Below are 19,949 nucleotides of genomic sequence, written 5' to 3' on the forward strand. Positions count from 1 at the left end.
ATACTATTTTCTCATTTCTAAATACATAATTCTTAGATGCTAAATCTCACATTTAGTATTCTACCACAAAATTAATTTTTTTTCACAACAATAATATGTTTTTTGATGAAATAATACATATTTCTCACACAATCCCTTGATATTACTAGTGTATATTATTTTATTAAATTATTATAAACATAAAGGTTACAAATTCAATGTAAGTTCTATAAAAACACCTAGACTTTAACTGATAACCAGATATACTTTGCTTGAGATAAAATAAATAGGCTTAATCAGATTTTTAAGCATAATAAAAGCATTATAGAATTATCACTATCTACAATGCTTTTACTAAAAATAGGCTTTTCTATTTTAAAATATTTAAAAATCTATTCATTCTTTCATTTTTTGGATTTCTAAAGATCTCTTCTGGACTTCCCTCCTGAAGAATCTTTCCTTCCTCCATAAATACAACTTTGTGTGCAACTTCCCTAGCAAAATTCATATTATGAGTTACAACTACCATGGTCATGCCTTCTTCAGCTAGTTCTTTCATTACCTTAAGAACTTCCGCTTCCAATTCTGGATCAAGAGCTGAAGTTGGCTCATCGAAAAGTATAATCTTAGGCTCCATAGCCATTGCTCTAGCTATAGCTACTCTTTGCTGCTGTCCACCGGATAGCTCATAAGGGAAACTATTAGCTTTCTCTGACAATCCAACTTTACTTAATAATCTCGTTGCTTTTTCTTTTGCGGTATCCTTAGAACGTTTTAAAACTGTAACCTGCCCCTCCATTATATTTTGGAGCACATTCATATGCGGAAACAAATTAAAACCTTGAAATACCATTCCAGTCTGCTTCCTAAATGAAATTATTTCTTTTTCAGCTAACTTTATTTTACTATGAAACTTAATAGTAGTTTCTCCTAAAGTGATTTCTCCTTCATTAGGTATCTCTAATAAGTTCATACATCTAAGTAAAGTGGTTTTACCAGATCCTGAAGGACCTATTATTACAGTTGTCTTACCTTCTTCTATATTTAAATCTATGGATTTTAAAATATGATTTTCTCCAATAAACTTGTCTAACTTACTTATATTAATCATTGTACTCCTCCATTACTTAGCTACATATTTCTCTAATCTTAACTCTATTCTTCTTTGAACTGCAGAGAGTACAGTACAGAAAATCAAGTAAACTACCGCAGCTTCAGTATAAAGCCATAATGGCTCATAGGTAGTTGCTGTAACTCTTTGAGCAACCTGGAACATCTCAGTTAAGGTTATCGTTGCAGCTAAAGAAGTGTCCTTTACTAAACTAATAAAAGAATTGAATAGTGGAGGTACTGATACTCTTGTAGCCTGAGGTAAAATTATCCTTCTTAAAGCTCTACTTCTACTCATTCCTAGAGAAAACGCTGACTCCCATTGACCTTTTGGAATGGATAAAATCGCTGCTCTTATAACTTCCGAATTATAGGCTCCTACACTAAGTGTAAATGCTATAATTGCTGATGGTAATGGATCTAAAATAACTCCTATTTTTGGTAAACCATAAAAAATTATAAATAATTGTACTAAAAGCGGAGTTCCTCTTATTATCCAAACATAGAACTTCGCAATACCATTGAGTATCTTAAGATTGGACAACCTACATAGTGCAGTGAGAAGCGCTACTATCAACCCTAATATAAATGAAATGATGGTAACAGGCATGGTAAAAACCAAGCCTGCTTTTAATATGGGCCAGAATGAATCTGTAAGTATCTTTATTATTCTTAAAGTGCTTTCGTCAAGATTCATCTTAAACCCTATTTAGAAACATCTGCATTAAAGTATTTGTTGGATATTTTTAAATAGGTACCATCATTTTTCATATCAGCTAAAGCCTTATTTATTGCATCTACTAATTCTTTGTTTCCTTTATTTATTAATATAGCATTTTGATCTGCATCTTTCTTCTCAGCAGCTATCTTTACTGCAACATCAGGTTTTTGTTTCTTCAAATCATAGAAGGATAAGCTATCATTAATAGTAGCATCTGCTCTACCTGCAAGTATCAAATCAATAGATTGATTAAAACCATCTGAAGTTACAATCTCAGCACCATTTGCTTGAGCTAATTTTCCTAGATTACTAGTAAGAGTCTGTGCAGCTTTTTTGCCCTTTAAATCTTCAAAAGTATTTATTGTAGTATTGTCACTCTTTACTATAAGAACAGCTCTTGAAGTTACATAAGGGTCTGAAAAATCATATTTCTTTTTTCTTTCTTCATTAATTCCAACTTGGTTTACAACAATATCAAATCTCTTTGCATCAAGTCCTGCAAGCATTCCGTCCCATTTTGTTTCTATAAACTCAGACTTTACACCTAATCTTTTAGCAACTTCTTCTGCTATTTCTACATCAAAGCCTACAAGCTTACCATTGCTATCGTGATAAGTATAAGGAGCATAAGTTCCTTCTGTTCCTATCTTTATAGTACCTTGTTTCTTTATGCTTTCTAATAGATTTGTAGAGGTTGTGCTTTCTTTTGTTTTAGATGTACATCCAACCAATCCAACTGTTGCTATTAAAAGTGCTCCCATAAGTAATGCGATTTTTTTCATTATTCTCCCTCAATTCCTAGTATTTTAATCATATTAGTATGTTGTGTATGTTATCATTTATTATATATGGAGTCAACAGGTAATATGTTCCACTAAATCTCTATAAATTTACATTAATACTAATAGATGCTCTACGTGGCAGTTATTGCATAACTACTTGTTTCCAACAATGTTTTTAAACATATCCTAATATACTTTAAAGCATATTTATTTTCTCCAGTATTTATATTTTTATTAATTATATTACTGTTTTCTATACATTTTTTCATATTTACTAGACAACTTTTTAACAGATGATAACTTTTCCATATTGCTACGTATAAGCTTCTCTTACATATGGAGACACGGTTTGAAGAAGCTTTCAAAGCGAATTCTGCATCTTTTGTATAAGTTTCACCCTATTTCTTAGCCAATAAAAACAAAAAGCACAGAAACCTTGTTGGAATGCAAGTTTCTGTGCTTATATTAAAGTATTATATTGTCTTTATTCTTTAACTTATATCTCTATATTTCTTTTAGGAATTTTATACTTTATCTCTTTCTCTATCTCTTCAAAATCCCTTCTATTCTTTGGATCTATGAAAAGACAAGTATATCCTTCTGCACCTGCACGACCCGTTCTACCTATTCGGTGAATGTAAGCTTCAGCATTTTCAGGAATATCATAGTTGTAAACACGATCTACTCCAGTTACATCTAAGCCTCTCGCAGCCAAATCAGTAGCAATTAAGTATTGTATCTCTGCTTTTCTAAAGGACTTCATTACCTTTTCACGCTTCGATTGAATTAAATCTCCATGAAGTTTTTCACAGTTATAACCACGTTTATGAAGTGCTTCTTCTAATTCATCAGCTCTTCTCTTAGTTCTACAGAAGATTATAGCCATGAAAGGATTATCTTCGTCAAGAACCTTACAAAGTGCATCCTTCTTATTTCTATCTGTAGTTTCAACAACTTCTTGCTTAATATTGTCAAGAGTTACTTCATTAGATTTTTTTATTGTAATAGTAATAGGTTCTTTCATATATCTATAGGCAAGCTTTTTTACTTGAGCATCCATCGTTGCTGAGAAGCAAAGAATCTGACTCTTTTTTGAAGTTTCCTTTATTATAGCTTCCACATCATTTTTAAAGCCCATTAAAAGCATTTGATCAGCTTCGTCTAAAACTAAAGTCTTCAGCTTTGAAAGATCTACTGCCTTTCTCCTAATATGATCCAAAAGTCTTCCTGGTGTAGCTATAATAAGATGTATATTGCCTTTTAATTTTCTAAGCTGACCATCTATATCTTTACCACCATAGGCTGATAATATATTAATATTCTTAGCTTCTGCTAGCTTCGTTGCCTGTTCTGTTATCTGAATCGCTAGCTCTCTAGTAGGAGTTAATATTAAAGCTTGAATATTATCTGTCTTAGGCCAAATATTTTCAAATATAGGCAGTAAAAAAGCAAGAGTCTTTCCTGTTCCTGTTTGAGCCTCAGCTATTACATCTCTGCCAGATCTAACAAACTCTATACTTTCCTTCTGTATTTTTGTTGGTACCGTAATTCCAGACTTCTTTAGTACCTTCGTTAATTCTTCACTAATACCTAGTTCTTTAAAATTCATTATGTTTTCCCTTCCGTTAGTGCAAATTTATTTTAGTTATCTTAAATCCGTATTGTTATCAGATTAACAATTAATTTAGAAAGCTTTATATAACATAGATATCAAATATTATCTGCTAATTGAAATCTACTTATTATAAAAACATATAATACTTCAATTCTTAAACTCAAAATGAAACCTTCGATGAAAATTTATAAAGTTCAAGCTTTTAAATAATCTATCTAGTTCTTAACATAGTGCTTAAACATAATATCACAGAAAGGCATATAACTTCAATGTTAAACTTTTAAAAATAGTCGCCGAAGTGAGCTTTTTTTTGCGTACTCCCTTTCCGAATGTACATGACGAAAATCTAGCAGGCGAATAAGATTTCTTTTTTTACTGTTTACCCTAAATAGCTGTTCTAAAGCCTTGATATTGCTAGGTTTAGTTTTCAAGAAATTTTATGCTTTCCTATACAGTAAATAAAAGCCATGCATACAGAGTTCTTTAGCTTACTCTCATGCATGGCTTTATAAATTTAAAAATATTTTAGATATATTAATTTTGTTCTATGTTCAACACAGTACTTTAACAGTATTTAATTTTTAAACACTTGGAAAATCTATTATCTCAACCTTTTTAACTCCAATAGCTTCAACCCTTTGCTCTACTTCCTTCATGCGAGCTTGTGATGGTATTTTGTCTTTGATTTTTTCTTTTTGCTCTTCCCTTAAACCTTCTGTATGAACTCTTATAAGCTTATATATTACTTCAGGAAATTCTTTAACAATATTAGCAACTGTATCTACGGTATTGTCCAAATCCATCAATTCTTCAATCAGTACAGTTCTAACTTCATATACTTTATCGAGACTTAGAAGATATTTTAAGTTATCAATATTATTACTCATCTTTGTATCGCATAAGCTTTCTAAGTTATCAATAGCTTTTATATCAACCATGAATTTATCAGTTACAGAGATAAGCTCTGAAATGTCTTCCTTATCAAAAAATCCATTAGTGTCTACAAAGCAAGTAAGTCCTATAGATTTTACTTTTTTAAATAGTTCAGTTATAAATGGAGCTTTTAAGGTTGGTTCTCCACCTGATACAGTTATTCCTCTTATAAATAACTTATATTCTTCTATGATTGCTAACAACTCATCTACAGTATAATCCTTAGTCCTAGGAGATGAATTTGATTTACATATCTTTATGCATTGATCGCACTCTACACATAGTTTATTGTCAAATTGTATATTATTTAAATCTTCTTTTATAGCCTTTGTAGGGCAACCTGGCAAACATAGCTTACATTTGGAGCAAAGGTTTATGGTTTCAGGGTTATGACAATAAACACAATGTATGTTACAGCCCTGAAAAAATATAGCAAGTCTATTGCCAGGTCCGTCCACATTAGAGAAAGGGATTATTTTATTTACTGTAGCCCTATTTTCCATCTTTTCTAACTCTTCTGTCCAAGACATGAGCCATGGTATTAGAGCCTGTTCCTAAAATATCTGTATCTCTAAGAACCGCTTCTCCTTCTCTTACCTTCATTATCTCGCTCTTTTTAACAAGATAACCTGTAACTCTTATAAGATCTGTATTATGAAGATAGGTAGTCAAATATCTTCCGCCAGAAGCAAAAGCTCCATCTATTATATCTACCACTGCATCAAGTTTATTCAAGTAAGTTTGATCTAAAGCAAACAAATCACCAGTACCTGAAGTAAAATACACATGGAAAGGCATAGCTTGTTTTATATGAATCGGAAGTATTGGTTCCTCTCCAACTGGTATTCTATGAGCTGGAGTGTTATTATGGTCTTCTTCACTTAAGCTAGCGCCTACTTGAGCATGTAATAAATACTTATTGTTGGTTCTTTCACAATAGACAGCTTCATGTTCTTCTGCAATCTTTTCTACTAGCTTTAATATACTATGGGCTATTTCATCACCTCTTTTTGAAGTTCCGAAGCGTTCATCCACACCTTCCAGCTTTAAGATGTAATTAACTGCATCAGCTAAACCAACTATTCCAAACATAGCTGAGAAGTTTTCCCTCTTAATAAAGCCTTCTTTTTCAAGAAAGGAACTTTCAAAGAAATTAGATTTTTCCACTAGGAATTTTATTCTCTTGTCCATCATGGTAGCCATAGCCTTGGTTATCTTAGGTAACCTTTCCTGTAGAAGCTCATCTAAGGAACTTACGCCTTTTACTATTGTTCCAAGTCTCAATCTAGGAAGAGTATAGGCCCCTCCACCATTTGGTAAAGCATTGTAGCAGCTTACAATCCTGTGATCTCCAACATCTTCAGTATATTTTTTATTATTGCTAAAGGATGGCTTAGAAACTTTAAGACATGCTTCCGCTGCCTTTAAAGCAAAATCTCTTGGGGTTATATCTTTATCATATCTTATAGTCATATTAGGTGTAGGATTTTGAAGTTCAACTATAGCTTTTAGTATTAATTCTCCTGCCTTTGTCTTTTCTGGGCCAATGTCAGCATGACAGAAAGAATCTACTATAGTTTTGTCTACATGATTTAAAAATCTTTTAATCTTTTTATAATCAGAAGCTTCATCAGTGATGAAAGGCTCCATTAATTTATCTAGGTCTCCTATATATACAGGAAAGGAAGTAATTGATGGAATATGACAATATAATATCAATAAACTATCAAGTAACTCGTCCAGATCTGTAGGAGGTTTCAAATCAAGAAATTCGCAGCCCTTCTCTACTAAAACTGAGTAATCAGGAACGATATATCTTGGTCTATATAAAGCATAACCTTCATTTAAATCACAGATCATTTCTGTTTCTATATACTCCATTTCCTCATCAGTGTACCCTAGAATTTCACGAGGGTCTAAAAGCCTCTCAGCAACATTAGCTAGATTGTACAACTTCTGCTGGTAAGTATAGCTTTTACTTGTGGCAATATCAAGAATATCATTAACTTTAGATATCATAAAACTCCTCCTATTTTATCAATTGTTATATTTTTTTATTTGAGATTATCCTTTTTATCAATTCCTTTACCCAAGCTTAATTTATACTTTTCAAGAATTTAGGCTTATAGGAATATGGATTTTTTAAATAAATAATTAAAATTAGACACTATTTCAATAGAAATGCAGGCTGTTAATTTAATTATTATTTTCATACTTTCATTATAATCCATTAATCAGAGTTTTTAAATAAACATGTGCTTATACAACTTCATAATTAAATTTATATTTTTAAACTCTTCTCTCAGAAGCCAGAGTAGATTTAAAAATAGATTTTGGATTGAAGTTGTACATCTTTATATACACAAGCTACAAATAATATTATAATTAAAGTATAATTGCTTACTTAAATAAAGGCTATGTTTAATAATATTGTTGAAATTAAGTGGTTATGAAGGAGATGCTATATGAGCGATCAATTAGCGCAAGCTCATCTAAGCATCGGATGACTGACCACTTAATTTCAACACAGAACTTTAACAGAGCCTAAATAAAATTAGGGGGAATTTCTATGAAAAAAAATAAAAACATAATGCTTTATATTTATATATTCTGTACAGTGTTATTCTTTGTTACAGGCTTTATTACTATATCCACTGCCAGTGGCAAAACTTATATCTTTTTAGGTATAATTTTTTTATTTTTCACTGCACTTGAATACGTATCCAAAGCAAAAGCAAGAAAGTAATAAATCCGATGATAATCTTATTAATATAATGTAACAAATCTCCTTGCAAAGAATTTTCTTTATTGGTACCATATTAAATGGACAATGTTAGGAATAATCTACATCAAAGGAGATTTTTTTATGACAGTAGAAAATGTGAGCGAAATCGCTCTTATAGCTGGAAGCATACTACTAGAAAATGGAGCCGAAACACATAGAATTGAAGGAACTGTTTCGTCTATTTGCGAATCCTATGGGCTAAGTGCTGAATGCTTAGCTATGTCAAACGGTATTTTGCTATCCATCGAGACTTCCGATGCTAACAAAATTACATCAATGAAAAAGGTTTGTCAAAAACAAGTTGATTTATATAGAATTGAATTAATTAATTCCTTTTCACGTAAACTAAAGAAGAACTTAATATCTTATGCTGATGCAAAAAAGACTTTAGACGATATACAAAACTCTCCAACTTTCACACTACCTGTACGTACAGTGGCTGCTTGTATGACAGGCTTTGTATATTCTTTATTTTTTAACGGGTCACTTTTAGATGGAATTGCTTCAATATTTATTTGTTTTATTACTTATATAATATTAGAAAAAGTCGCTCCCTTCGATATGTCACAATTTTTTAAAAATTACTTAGCAGGTTTTGTAATAGGTGGTACAAGCTTATTAGCTCATATGCTATATTCTCCTATTAATCAAAATAATGTAATCACAGGATCAATAATGATACTTCTTCCAGGTGTAGTACTTACAAATGGAATAAAAGATGTTATTTTTGGCTACTTTTCAGCAGGAATAGCAAAATTTTGTGAGGCACTTATTATTATAGTAGCTGTTTGTGCAGGAGTTATAACTGCACTGCTGATATAAGTTTGGAGGATATTAATATGTCGATTAAAATGATTACACTAGCTTTTGTAGGCAGCATTTTTCCTGTAATATTGTTTAATATTGATAGAAGGAAAATTATCTTCGCAGGTATTGGAGGTGCTCTAGGCTGGATTGTATATAGCTTAGTTCTAAGTAAAACAACCAGTGAAGTAATAGCTTCTTTTTTCGGTGCCTTGGCAGTAAATGCATATAGTGAGCTTATGGCTAGAATAAAAAAGACCCCTGCATCAATGTTTTATGTACCTGGCATATTTCCATTAGTTCCAGGTATAACGGCTTATAGTACAGTTACTTACCTTGTTCAGAAAGATTTTAGTTCTGCTCAAAGTACTGGTATTCTAATGTTAGGTATTGCTGGTGCTATCGGTTTTGGAATTATGCTATCATCCGCATTTTTTGGATTCATATCAAAGATTTATAAAAATTATATTAGATCCGTTAGATAACTTAAAGAACTATCTCTTGAAATAAAACTTAATTATTCCAATTGTTTTCTTATATATATATATTGCAAATTGGTTTCTACAATCTAACACATAGCCTGTCTATTGTTTGAGTAGGAACCTTATTTATGTTACTTATAAACTTTTGAATTGCAGTTCTAACTTGTGGCAGAGATTTATAAAAGACATTGTTAATAACAGATGCCTTTAGCCATCCCCATAACCCCTCTATAAGATTCATTTCTGGACTATACGGTGGTAAAAACATCAATTCAAGCCTATCTTTAACTCTATTAAGAAATGGCTGAATCAGCTTTGCATGATGAATCTTAGCATTGTCTAATACCACAACAATTTTTCCTTTTGGATACTGCTTAAGTACGTTTTCTAAAAAGTCATTAAATATCTTAGCGTCATATCTTTCATGTTCCTCGCAATATACGTTACCAGTCTCGTAATCCAATATTCCCATAAGTTTAACACCTGCATTTTTACCGAACGTAGGAATTTTCCTTTGTTGTCCTCTTATAAACCAGCTCTTTTGAATTGCTTGATAATCTCTAATCATTGATTCATCTTCAAATAAGATGGTATCAACTAAGCCATTGAGGCATTTTTTTTAAAGCTTTAAAGTCACTTTTAAAAATTTCTTGCTTTTCTTTATCAGCTTTCGCTAAGACGTAAGTAGGTCTAGTATAACTTAAATTTAATCTATGAAGTACATATGCTATTCCTCTATGTGACATATTTATATTAAATTCTTTAATAACCCATTGCCTCACTAATTCAATAGTCCAATTCATTTTAGATTCGAAGCCTACATCTTCTGGAGTTTTTGTAGTTATAGTTTCTACAATGAGCTTCTCTTGAAGTGAATTGATTTTCTTTTGCGCTCCGCCGCCGTGGCCAATATTTAATCCATCTATTCCTTTTGATTTATAATTTTTTATATATGTAGAAACAGTATGTTCTTCTAGATTCTCCATTTCAGCTATTTTTCTATTTGTAAATCCATCAAAATGCTTAAGTAAAACAGAATATCTTTTATATAACCTTGTGTTTTTAGTCTTTTTTAAAGCTGATTTTAACTCGTTTATATCATCTTCATGCCCAGCAATCTTATTAAGAATCAAAATATCCATATTTAAAACCTCGCTATAATTTTTATTTTATATTCTAGTTTGGATATTTTAGTTATCTTATATTAATGGATGTTCTTACCTAAATATCATATCGAAATTTTCATCTTGCAACATATATATTATAATATTTTTTAGTCTTTTTGCATTAAAGATATACATATATAGGTAGTAAATTTATATTTTCAAATTGCTCTATCAGACTTCAAAGCAGTGTTCAAAATAGATTCAGATTTAAGTTGTATATTTTTATTCAGTGTTTTCAAATAATATGCAATATAATAAATGGAATCAGCATAAACACTGATTCCATTTATTATATTAATCTGTAAAACAATTAATTTTTCAATAGTAAAGGCGTAAGAAACATAGTGATGTGGTTAACACCAATACAGATAATTTATCACCTAAATATAATCTTTCGACTATACAAAAGCACATCACTACCAATATTAATGATTCACTCGACCTTATATAATATTTACACAACTATATATAACCTTCCGGCTATATATAACCATTACAACACCATATAAAATCTTATCTCGACCTTATATGATAAGTTGGAACCTCATTATAATCAAACAATGACTATAACAAAGCTTTTCCTAACCATATAAAATCTACACTCTAAGTAAAAAACAGTTCCAGGCTGAGTTCACTTAGATCACTTATAAATTTAGTATAAACTATCTTTCATAAGCATTGCCTTATCACCATGTTCCTTACGATATTAATATAACCTTATCAAAAGATTTAATACATGAATTTTAAAATTTTTTTTAAAATTTTAAAATTATTTTCTGATCTCAAAAAAATAATTATAATATAGCTTACCTCTGAACTTGTACTTTATTATAGAGAACCAACTTCAACTATTAATTTATATATGCCCGATAATCCCCAGAAGCCGGTATTATCGAACATACATAAATTAAGTTTTCGTAAAGGATACCTATATATAACAATACAATTAAGTACTAAACTATCAGTAAAATATTTAATACTAACTTAAGGCTGCGCCTAATAAAGCTTTTCTGTAGCGCTATGCTTAATAAACTTCATATCTTTCGCCAATCTTAGTTTCAAAGGTAAGTAATGAGGTCTCTTCATTATAGCTTCCAACAACCTCACCATTATTGTAGGCCTTAAGATTACCTTCAAAATATATCCTGCAAGTTTCTCCTGCCTTAGAAAGAATACTCGCTTTAACTACTTTACCCTCTTCCCAGGTAAAGTCAACCTCAAAACCTCCTCTAGCACATAAACCAGAAACCTCTCCTTTGCTCCATGCTTTAGGAATAGCAGGTAAAAACTTAATAAAGCCAGTATGACTTTGTAATAGCATTTCTGCAATTCCTGCGCTACCTCCAAAGTTACCATCTATTTGGAAAGGTGGATGATTGTCTAAAAGATTAGGTAGAGTGGATTTACTTAAAAGTGCCTCTATATTTTTGTAGGCTAAATCACCTTCTTCTAGTCTTGCCCACATATTTATAATCCATGCTCTGCTCCAGCCTGTATGTCCTCCACCATAAGAAAGCCTTCTTTCAATGGTTTTTTTGGCTGCCCTAGCAAGTTCAGGAGTATCTTTTAAAGTTATCTGATTAGAAGGATGTAGTGCAAAAAGCTGAGATATATGTCTATGTCCTGGTTCTACTTCATCATAATCCTCTGCCCACTCTTGAATCTGACCGTATTTTCCTATAGTTGGCTTAGGTAATCTTTCAATTAGCTCTTCTAATTTACCTCTAAACTCCAAATCAGTTTGTAGCAGCTTAGATGCTTCTATACAATTAGAGAATAAAGCATGTATTATCTGACTATCCATTGAAGGTCCTATACATATGCATCCTGTTTGTCCATTTGGAAGACTGTAAGTATTTTCTGGAGATACAGAAGGACATGTAACCAGTTGCCCTTTATTATTTTCTATTAAAAAATCTACAAAAAATAACGCTGCTTCTCTCATAGTATCATAGGTTCTTGAAAGAAAATTATAATCTTTAGTGAATTCATAGTGTTCCCAAAGATGTAAGCATAGCCACGCAGCTCCCATAGGCCACTGAGTTGCAGGCATCCAAAGATCCTGTGGCGCTGTATCTCCCCAAATATCAGTATTATGATGGCACATAAAACCTCTGCAGTTATACATCTTTTGGGCTGTTATTCTTCCTGGTTCTCTCATTCTTTCAATATGATCAAATAATGGCATATGAAGCTCTGATAAATTACAGGTTTCAGCTGGCCAATAATTCATTTCAGTGTTAATGTTTATAGTAAATTTACAGCCCCAAGGTGACATCATATCTTTGTTCCATATGCCTTGAAGGTTAGCAGGTAGAGTTCCTGGTCTGCTGCAAGATATAAGCAAGTATCTTCCATATTGGAAATATAAACATATTAAATCTAAATCAGTCTCTCCTTCTTGAATCTTTTTTAATCTTACATCTGTTGGTATAAGGGACAGTTGATCCTCACTGTTATAGTCCTTTAAGGTAAGCTTTACTCTATTAAAAAGTCTATTATAATCAGCAATGTGATCGTATTTTATTTGCTCACAAGATTTATTTATAGCTTCTCTTATAGTGTTTTTACACCATGCTTCTGGTTCATCACCATAGTAGTCAGTTCTAGCAGTCATATATATAGTAACTTTATCTGCCTTTTCTACAACCAGCTTATTACCTATACTATATGCATTTCCTCCATCAGCTACTACCTTAACCATAGAGCAAAAGCTTATTCCTTTATCACTGCCACTTTTCCCTTTTAAAGTTACTGAATCCTTTGCATTAGCATAAATATAATCAAAGTATCGTTCCCTATTTAAAGTTAGCATAAAGCTTAGGCTCTTGCTTTTATCAGCATCCAGCTTTATAACCATCACTTTATCTACCGCACTTATGAAGACTTCCCTAATGAATTCTACATCTCCACAACTGTATTTTACTCCTGCCACAGCATTGCTTATATCTAAAAATCTTTCATAATTACATATTTCTTGCTTCTCATGTTCAAAATCTATAAATATATCACCTAAGGACTCATAATGTCTTTGATCCTCTGGTGTTCCAGCCATAGCTATAGCTGTAAGCTTTTCAGCTTCTTTAATATTTCCATCAAAAAGCAATTTTCTTATCTTAGGTAAGTATTCCAAGGAATCTTTATTGTTTCTATCTCTTGGTCCTCCATCCCATACAGTCTCTTCATTTAGCTGAAATCTCTCTTTCTCAATACCACCAAAGATCATAGCTCCTAAACTCCCATTTCCTACAGGAAGAGCCTCATTCCAATTTTCTAAACTTGCTGGTTTATCATACCATAGCTTCATCACTTCTTGCCTCCTATTTATCCTTAAATGCTCAATATATATGTTGCAATATCAACTCCACGTCAAAGATTTTATAAGTCTAAAAGCTGTTTGAAGGCAAAGCTTCAATTGCAACATATAGGTTATTTTATTATGAATGATCTTATTTTCATCTCACTGCTTAATTTAATAAACAAATCATGCATACCTGTATATGGTTTTATATCAAAACTTATTATCTTCAAGCAATCAAATTCTCTATTTTCTTCTACCTTACATTTTCCAATAGAAACACCATCTATCGAATCTAAAAATAATTCTATCTTTCCTTCTTTATTGTTTGATATAACAAGCTCACAAACTTTATTACTTTCACAAAATTCAAAATCATTAAATCTCAAGTAGCTATAATCACTTTTTGCCACAACGCAGTCCTTACATTCTTTCCACTCATCAATGAAAACATCATTATAATCATCGTAATTTACAGCTAGGATTTCTGTTTTGCATTGCCTTCTCATAAGAGTTTTTCCCCAGATTTCAACAGACTTTTGTAATCTTATATCCTCTGATGAGCTTCCTACCATAATAGTATAATTGCCACTCTCAACAAGATAACTCTCTGACCTTACATCCCAAAAAGCTAATTCATTGACTTTAATATTAAATTCTAATTCTTTCTGCTGACCTGCTTTTATATTTACTCTTTTAAAAGCTTTAAGTTCCTTATACGGCCTTTTTACACTTGGCTTATCAGCTCTTATATAAACTTGAACAACTTCATCACTATCAAAGTTCCCAGTGTTTTTAACCTTCAAGGTTAATGTAAACTCTTCATCTTCAGCTAGTTTCTCCGAGGATACCTTCAAATCACTATACTTAAATTGTGTATAAGTAAGTCCATGACCGAAAGAATACAGAGGTTTACCATCATAGTACATATAAGTTCTTTTGCCTTTTATAATGTCATAGTCATTGATAGGGGGAAGATCTTTAAGCGAGCTATACCAGGTCATACTCAATCTTCCAGCAGGACTATACTGTCCAAAAATAACCTCTGCAATTGCATTACCTAGCTCTTGACAGCCATGAGCTGTATACATAATCGCAGGAATATTATTATTAATTTCATTTATTGAAAAAGGGTAACTTCCTACAACCACTACTACAGTATTAGGATTAGCCTTGTATACTTCTTTTACTAATTGTTCTTGTGAATCAGGAAGATTTATATCAGTTCTATCTATTTCCTCTTTTCCATTTATCACAGGGTTGTTTCCTACGAAAACTATGGCTACATCACTATTTTTTGCTACATCTACCGCATCTTCTATTCCATCCCTAACCTTCTCAAGCTTGAAGTTGTCATTTAAGCAGTTAAGCTTATCTTTCTCACATCTTGAATTATTTGTGCTATCTTCAAGAACCTTTAAACCTAATTGTTCATCCGTGTATATAGATTTATCGTTCCATGTTCTTATTTCTACCTTATCCTCATCAACTTCTTTTACTTTAATTATCTCTTTGACAAACCATCCAAATACTTCTTCAGCAGTTGCATGTATTTCTTTGTCATCCGTAGTCAGGTATCTCTCCTCTTTTAAAGCTTTAAGGGTACAGCTCTCCCAGCCCCAATCAGCTAACTCGAATTCATCTGCCTTGTCAGCATCTATATTATCAAGACTAACCTTCTTTTCAGAAGAAACCTTAAGATACCTCTCGCCGCTTATATCTGAAATTTTAACTATATCATTACCACTGCAATAGCTAACCTCACACCCCTCAAGCATATTCTTTATTCCTTGAAGTGGAGTTACTTTATACTCATGTTTTCCTGTATACCAGTCTCTATATACCACATCTGCTAAAGGTCCAATAATTGCTATATTATTCAGTTTATTTTTGTTTAAGGGAAGTGTATTGTTTTCATTTTTCAATAATACTATTGCTTCCTTAGCAGCTTTTTTAGCTAAAGCTTTATGCTTTTCACAGTTTAATACTTTTTCTGAAATATTGCTGTAAGGATTAAGTTCAGCTGGATCAAACTGACCTAGTCTGAATCTTACCTTAAATATATTATCAAGTGCTCTATCAAGATCTTCTTCACATAATAATTCTTTATCAATAGCTTCTTTTGTAGATTTTATAACTAAATCTCTATCATCTGTCATAACATCTACACCATTTTTAATTGCATTGGCTATGGTTTCAGCATGAGTTTCATAATATTTATGGAACTCCACAGTTTGACTCATATCACCACCATCACACACTATAAAACCATCGCAGCCCCATTTTTTCTTTACTATTGTTTTTACTTCTGGATTAACTATACATGGCCTTCCATTTATCTCGTTATAAGCAGTCATCATTGAGTAAGCTTTTCCTTCAGTAAAAGCCTTTTCAAAAGCTTTTAAATAATATTCATGTTTGTTTCTTGGATCAATGCTGCTAGAGCAATATATTCTTCCTTCTTCATTATTGTTTCCATAGAAATGCTTTGGAGCTGGCACTAGTTTTAGATAAAAATCATCTTCTCCTTGCATTCCCTTTATAAGCTCTGCGGAAAGCTTACCAGTAAGACAAGGGTCCTCTCCATATGCTTCTTCTGTCCTGCCCCATCGTGGATCTCTTTCCATATCTATGGTTGGAGCCCATAGAGTAAGTCCACCTTCTTCATTGTTTTTCTTGTAGTATACCCTAGCCTCATCTCCAATAACGTTTCCTATATCTTTCATAAGTTCACTGTCCCAGGTACATGAAAGCCCTTGGGGCTGAGGAAATACTGTTGCGGTACCTAGAGGTGATACCACCCCGTGAGCAGCTTCGCCACCAACACCGTATTTTTTTATACCCAATCTCTCAACTGCTCCCTGGCTAGTTGGAATCATTGATATCTTTTCTTCTAAAGTCATCCTGCTAATCAAATCTTTTATTCTATCTTCAAGTGGTAAAGTAGGATTCAAATAAGGATATTTATATTTATTTACATCAAAAATATCTTGTTTCATTTCAATTCTCCTTAATAAAATTATCTAAAGCATTTCTTGAACACCTGATTTTATAGTTTCTATAAAAATTCAATGAGCATGCATTTTTTTAATTTTTAAAACCTAAATTAAGATTTCAACTTTATCACATACGCTTATCCACATGGTTATCTGAGATATATCCTCAAAGAATAAAATATAATTAAAATTAAACAGTTAATTCAAAGGTGTATTCTTACTGCAGCATATTGTAGTAGAAAATATACTAAAACATTAAGAATAATCTTATTTCAAAGCTTCATCTAGAACCTTCATCCATTGCCTCGCTATAAGCTCATGCCCAGCTGCAGTGGGATGAACTCCATCCCAAATCCAGTGATCCGGTGCTGCCTTCTTGCATGCATCATTAAATTGCTGTTGTAAAGGAACAAATATACAGTTATTTTCTTCTGCAATTGCTCTTACTATAACTTGTCTCTTACTTATTTCATCATTCCAATAATCATATTTTTCTTTAACTCCACCTACAGGTAGTATGAAAGGCTCCATGATAACAATGATACATTCATGGTTTACTTCTCTTGTTTCTTCTATTAAAAGCTTATAGACTTTACCATACTTATTTGCTGGAATTCCTGCTCCAACATTAACTTCCCATGCTATATCATTTACTCCAACTAATATACTCAATATATCTGGCTTTATATTTAGAGTATCCTCCTGCCATCTTCCATACAAATCAACTATTCTGTTACCACTTATTCCTCTGTTTATAAATTCATAATCTTTTTCTGGCTCGTCTACTCCCAATTTTGCTGACACTATATATGCATAACCATGACCTAAAAAATGATTAGGATCGTTATCTCGAGTTCTATTGCCATCAGTAATAGAATCACCTTGAAAAAGAATTTTGCTTTTCCTTCTAATATTCATATTGCACTTCCTTTCCTCTATTAAAGATAAGATATTATTAAATTAAATCTATTCATCAGATAAAACACCATTAGTATACAAATTATTCTTTAGTCACTTTAAATAATAGAAACATGATATATAATCTTCTTAAAAAACATACTACTTCGATCCTTATAAATAGACTCTCTTACTTTTCTAATATTACTAAATCCTTCGCTTTTATAGTAACTTTTCCAATCTTCTTTTCACCTGTTAAAAGTTCTACATATTCTTTATCACTTAAATTTACTTCAACTTGACTTTCATTGTGATTTAAAATAAATACGAAAGTCTTGTCTTCTTTTACTCTTTCAGTTATTTCCACTCCTTCAAGCTTCTCAAAGCTTGAAAAAATATTCTTTTCTTCACAAACATGACTTATAAAATCTCTTATAAATTCTTCCTCAGGATCAGAAGCTATATAGTAAGCTTTGCCTTTGCCGAACTGATTTAAGGTAAGAGCTGGTGAGTTTTTGTAGAAATCACTTCCGAAAACAGCTAAAGCTTTAGCTCCTTCTAGATGGAGGATATCGCATAACATACCACAGCTATATTCATCCTTCAACTTAATACTGTTTTCAGTTAATTTAAAACTATTATTCATATTTGGGAATAAGGCATCAATTTCTTCCACCCAGATTCCTAAAGTCTTTCTTAATTCTCCTGGATATCCACCTAGAGTTACTAAATCATTTTCATTGACAATTCCGCTGAAGAAGGTTGTTATAAATGTTCCACCACTCTTAACAAAGCTCTCTATATTGCTTGCCACTCCATCTTTAACCATATAAAGTAAAGGAGCAACCACAACATCATATTTTGATAAATCCCACTCTGGATTTACAAAATCTACTGCTATGTTCATATCATAAAATGCCTTATAATATTTCTCAATCTGCTTTAAATAATTAAGTTCGATTGATGGACCGCTTGAAAGTTCCACTGCCCACCAGTTTTCCCAGTCAAAAACAATAGCAACCTTTGCATCTATTGTTGAATCTAATATCTTATCTTTTAATGCATTAAGTTCTTCACCTAACTTGGCACATTCTCTAAAAACTCTTGTATTGTCATGACCTACATGTTCTATTACAGCTCCGTGATACTTCTCACAAGCTCCAATGGATCTTCTAAGCTGAAAAAACATCACTGTATCAGCTCCATGAGCAACAGCTTGGTAGCTTTGAAGTCTCATCATACCTGGACGCTTTAGCCCATTGTATGGCTGCCAATTTTGTTGACTTGGGGTCTGCTCCATTAGCATAAATGGTTTGCCGTTTTTTAATCCTCTCATTAAGTCATGCCTTAGAGCTGTTACATACATTGGATCTATTAGTTGAGGATAGTTGTCCCAAGAAATCACGTCCATTTTTTCAGCCCATTTAAAATAATCCAAAGGCTTGAATGTACCCATTAAGTTAGTTGTAATATATAAATCAGGTGTTATTTCCTTTATGATCTTATATTCTTCATGATAACAGTTAAAAACTGATTCAGACATAAATCTGTTATAATCTAAGGATATACCTTGAAAGTTAGTTCTTTCTCTACCGCTATCTCTCCACATTTCACTAATTCCAGAAGGAACTACTACTTCATCAAAATCATATACTGTATGTCCCCAGAAACTCATATTCCATGCCTTATTCAAGTTTTCAATGGTTTTATATTTCTTTTTTAGCCATATTCTGAACTCTTCTTCGCAATGTTCACAATAGCAATAGTTACCGTATTCATTGCCTATATGCCATAGCAAAAGCGATGGATGGCCCTTGTATCTTTCTGCTAATTTTCTAGTAAGCGAAGTAGACATTTTTCTATACACCTTACTATTAGGACAGAAATTTACTCTGCCTCCATGTTTTCTTTTTCTTCCATCAAAATCTACTGGAAGAATTTCCGGATATTTTTTCGACATCCAAGCTGGTTGTGCAGCTGTTGATGTAGCTAAGCAAACATAAATATTATTTTCAGCAAGCTTATCCATTATTTTGTCTAACCATTGAAAGTCATAAACCTCCTCTGAAGGTTGAAGTTTGGCCCAGCTAAATACTGGCAAGGTTACAACATTTATTCCTGCTTTTTTGAAATATATTATATCTTCATCTAAAACTTCTTCTGGCCATTGATCTGGATTATAATCTCCACCATAAAAAATTTGAGGTAATTTTTCGTTTATCATAATATTACTCCTTATGTCTAATCTTTTTTATTATTTTGCTACAAGCTTTTTCAATTAGTTAGTAGTTTATATAATTTTCACTTTTAAAACTAACTATCTGTTCTGAGTCTTTGATATTTCTAGATTTGGCAAGAAATCTTTATATATTTCCCTTATA

At 32.0% G+C, this 19,949-nt stretch carries 14 protein-coding genes; 3 read left to right on the plus strand and 11 right to left on the minus strand.

What is annotated here, in order from left to right:
- Positions 1-349: 349 nt before the first annotated feature.
- From C1I91_RS16235 to C1I91_RS16260, 6 genes are all read right to left on the minus strand, one after another.
- Entirely contained in the window at positions 350-1,090 is a 741-nt protein-coding gene (locus tag C1I91_RS16235; protein WP_128213797.1) for an amino acid ABC transporter ATP-binding protein, read from the minus strand.
- Between the two features lie 12 nt (positions 1,091-1,102).
- The gene (locus tag C1I91_RS16240) at positions 1,103-1,786 is read right to left on the minus strand and encodes an amino acid ABC transporter permease (protein ID WP_128213798.1); all 684 of its coding nucleotides are present in this window, start codon (positions 1,784-1,786) and stop codon (positions 1,103-1,105) included.
- Positions 1,787-1,794: 8 nt separating this feature from the next.
- A complete protein-coding gene (locus tag C1I91_RS16245; RefSeq protein ID WP_128213799.1) occupies positions 1,795-2,592 on the minus strand; it encodes an amino acid ABC transporter substrate-binding protein in 798 nt (265 codons plus the stop codon).
- Between the two features lie 496 nt (positions 2,593-3,088).
- Positions 3,089-4,201, minus strand: coding sequence for a DEAD/DEAH box helicase (locus tag C1I91_RS16250; protein WP_128213800.1), 1,113 nt, complete (start codon positions 4,199-4,201; stop codon positions 3,089-3,091).
- A gap of 587 nt (positions 4,202-4,788) precedes the next feature.
- Entirely contained in the window at positions 4,789-5,643 is an 855-nt protein-coding gene (locus C1I91_RS16255) for a YjjW family glycine radical enzyme activase (RefSeq protein ID WP_128216020.1), read from the minus strand.
- Positions 5,633-7,159, minus strand: coding sequence for a YjjI family glycine radical enzyme (locus C1I91_RS16260; protein WP_128213801.1), 1,527 nt, complete (start codon positions 7,157-7,159; stop codon positions 5,633-5,635). The genes C1I91_RS16255 and C1I91_RS16260 overlap by 11 nt, the downstream gene beginning before the upstream one ends.
- 550 nt (positions 7,160-7,709) lie before the next feature.
- On the opposite strand from C1I91_RS16260, the gene C1I91_RS28250 reads away from it, so the two are divergent.
- The 3 genes from C1I91_RS28250 to C1I91_RS16270 all read left to right on the plus strand — a co-directional run bounded on the left by C1I91_RS28250 (position 7,710) and on the right by C1I91_RS16270 (position 9,214).
- Positions 7,710-7,886, plus strand: coding sequence for a hypothetical protein (locus C1I91_RS28250; protein ID WP_164880560.1), 177 nt, complete (start codon positions 7,710-7,712; stop codon positions 7,884-7,886).
- A gap of 120 nt (positions 7,887-8,006) precedes the next feature.
- Positions 8,007-8,747 (plus strand): threonine/serine exporter family protein, encoded by a 741-nt coding sequence (locus C1I91_RS16265; protein ID WP_128213802.1) that lies wholly within the window; start codon positions 8,007-8,009, stop codon positions 8,745-8,747.
- A gap of 17 nt (positions 8,748-8,764) precedes the next feature.
- Positions 8,765-9,214 carry a threonine/serine exporter family protein gene (locus tag C1I91_RS16270; RefSeq protein WP_128213803.1) on the plus strand — a complete coding sequence of 150 codons (450 nt, stop codon included), beginning with the start codon at positions 8,765-8,767 and terminating at the stop codon, positions 9,212-9,214.
- A gap of 76 nt (positions 9,215-9,290) precedes the next feature.
- Here the strand turns inward: C1I91_RS16270 and C1I91_RS16275 are convergent.
- From C1I91_RS16275 to C1I91_RS16295, 5 genes are all read right to left on the minus strand, one after another.
- Positions 9,291-10,353, minus strand: a protein-coding gene (locus tag C1I91_RS16275; protein WP_420808429.1) for an IS630 family transposase whose coding sequence is annotated in 2 segments (ribosomal slippage) — positions 9,291-9,821 and positions 9,823-10,353 — 1,062 coding nt in all. Because the reading frame shifts where the segments join, the coding sequence is not laid out codon by codon here.
- A gap of 1,048 nt (positions 10,354-11,401) precedes the next feature.
- Positions 11,402-13,684: a glycoside hydrolase family 95 protein gene (locus tag C1I91_RS16280; RefSeq protein WP_128216021.1), complete on the minus strand. Its 2,283-nt coding sequence runs from the start codon at positions 13,682-13,684 to the stop codon at positions 11,402-11,404.
- 122 nt (positions 13,685-13,806) lie between these two features.
- Positions 13,807-16,674 carry a glycoside hydrolase family 3 protein gene (locus C1I91_RS16285; protein WP_128213804.1) on the minus strand — a complete coding sequence of 956 codons (2,868 nt, stop codon included), beginning with the start codon at positions 16,672-16,674 and terminating at the stop codon, positions 13,807-13,809.
- 264 nt (positions 16,675-16,938) lie between these two features.
- Complete coding sequence (locus C1I91_RS16290; protein ID WP_128213805.1) at positions 16,939-17,589, minus strand: SGNH/GDSL hydrolase family protein; 651 nt, start codon at positions 17,587-17,589, stop codon at positions 16,939-16,941.
- Between the two features lie 169 nt (positions 17,590-17,758).
- Positions 17,759-19,792, minus strand: a complete 2,034-nt coding sequence (locus C1I91_RS16295) for a beta-galactosidase (protein WP_128213806.1) — start codon at positions 19,790-19,792, stop codon at positions 17,759-17,761.
- Positions 19,793-19,949 lie beyond the last annotated feature (157 nt).

Origin of the sequence: Clostridium manihotivorum, from assembly GCF_004015185.1 — a bacterium.
Lineage (GTDB): Bacteria > Bacillota > Clostridia > Clostridiales > Clostridiaceae > Clostridium_AR > Clostridium_AR manihotivorum.

What these genes read in the sequence shown, in the direction of transcription:
- C1I91_RS16235 (WP_128213797.1), bottom strand. Translation starts at nt 1,090, where the DNA reads ATGATTAATATAAGTAAGTTAGACAAGTTTATTGGAGAAAATCATATT.
- C1I91_RS16240 (WP_128213798.1), bottom strand. Translation starts at nt 1,786, where the DNA reads ATGAATCTTGACGAAAGCACTTTAAGAATAATAAAGATACTTACAGAT.
- C1I91_RS16245 (WP_128213799.1), bottom strand. Translation starts at nt 2,592, where the DNA reads ATGAAAAAAATCGCATTACTTATGGGAGCACTTTTAATAGCAACAGTT.
- C1I91_RS16250 (WP_128213800.1), bottom strand. Translation starts at nt 4,201, where the DNA reads ATGAATTTTAAAGAACTAGGTATTAGTGAAGAATTAACGAAGGTACTA.
- C1I91_RS16255 (WP_128216020.1), bottom strand. Translation starts at nt 5,643, where the DNA reads ATGGAAAATAGGGCTACAGTAAATAAAATAATCCCTTTCTCTAATGTG.
- C1I91_RS16260 (WP_128213801.1), bottom strand. Translation starts at nt 7,159, where the DNA reads ATGATATCTAAAGTTAATGATATTCTTGATATTGCCACAAGTAAAAGC.
- C1I91_RS28250 (WP_164880560.1), top strand. Translation starts at nt 7,710, where the DNA reads ATGAAAAAAAATAAAAACATAATGCTTTATATTTATATATTCTGTACA.
- C1I91_RS16265 (WP_128213802.1), top strand. Translation starts at nt 8,007, where the DNA reads ATGACAGTAGAAAATGTGAGCGAAATCGCTCTTATAGCTGGAAGCATA.
- C1I91_RS16270 (WP_128213803.1), top strand. Translation starts at nt 8,765, where the DNA reads ATGTCGATTAAAATGATTACACTAGCTTTTGTAGGCAGCATTTTTCCT.
- C1I91_RS16280 (WP_128216021.1), bottom strand. Translation starts at nt 13,684, where the DNA reads ATGAAGCTATGGTATGATAAACCAGCAAGTTTAGAAAATTGGAATGAG.
- C1I91_RS16285 (WP_128213804.1), bottom strand. Translation starts at nt 16,674, where the DNA reads ATGAAACAAGATATTTTTGATGTAAATAAATATAAATATCCTTATTTG.
- C1I91_RS16290 (WP_128213805.1), bottom strand. Translation starts at nt 17,589, where the DNA reads ATGAATATTAGAAGGAAAAGCAAAATTCTTTTTCAAGGTGATTCTATT.
- C1I91_RS16295 (WP_128213806.1), bottom strand. Translation starts at nt 19,792, where the DNA reads ATGATAAACGAAAAATTACCTCAAATTTTTTATGGTGGAGATTATAAT.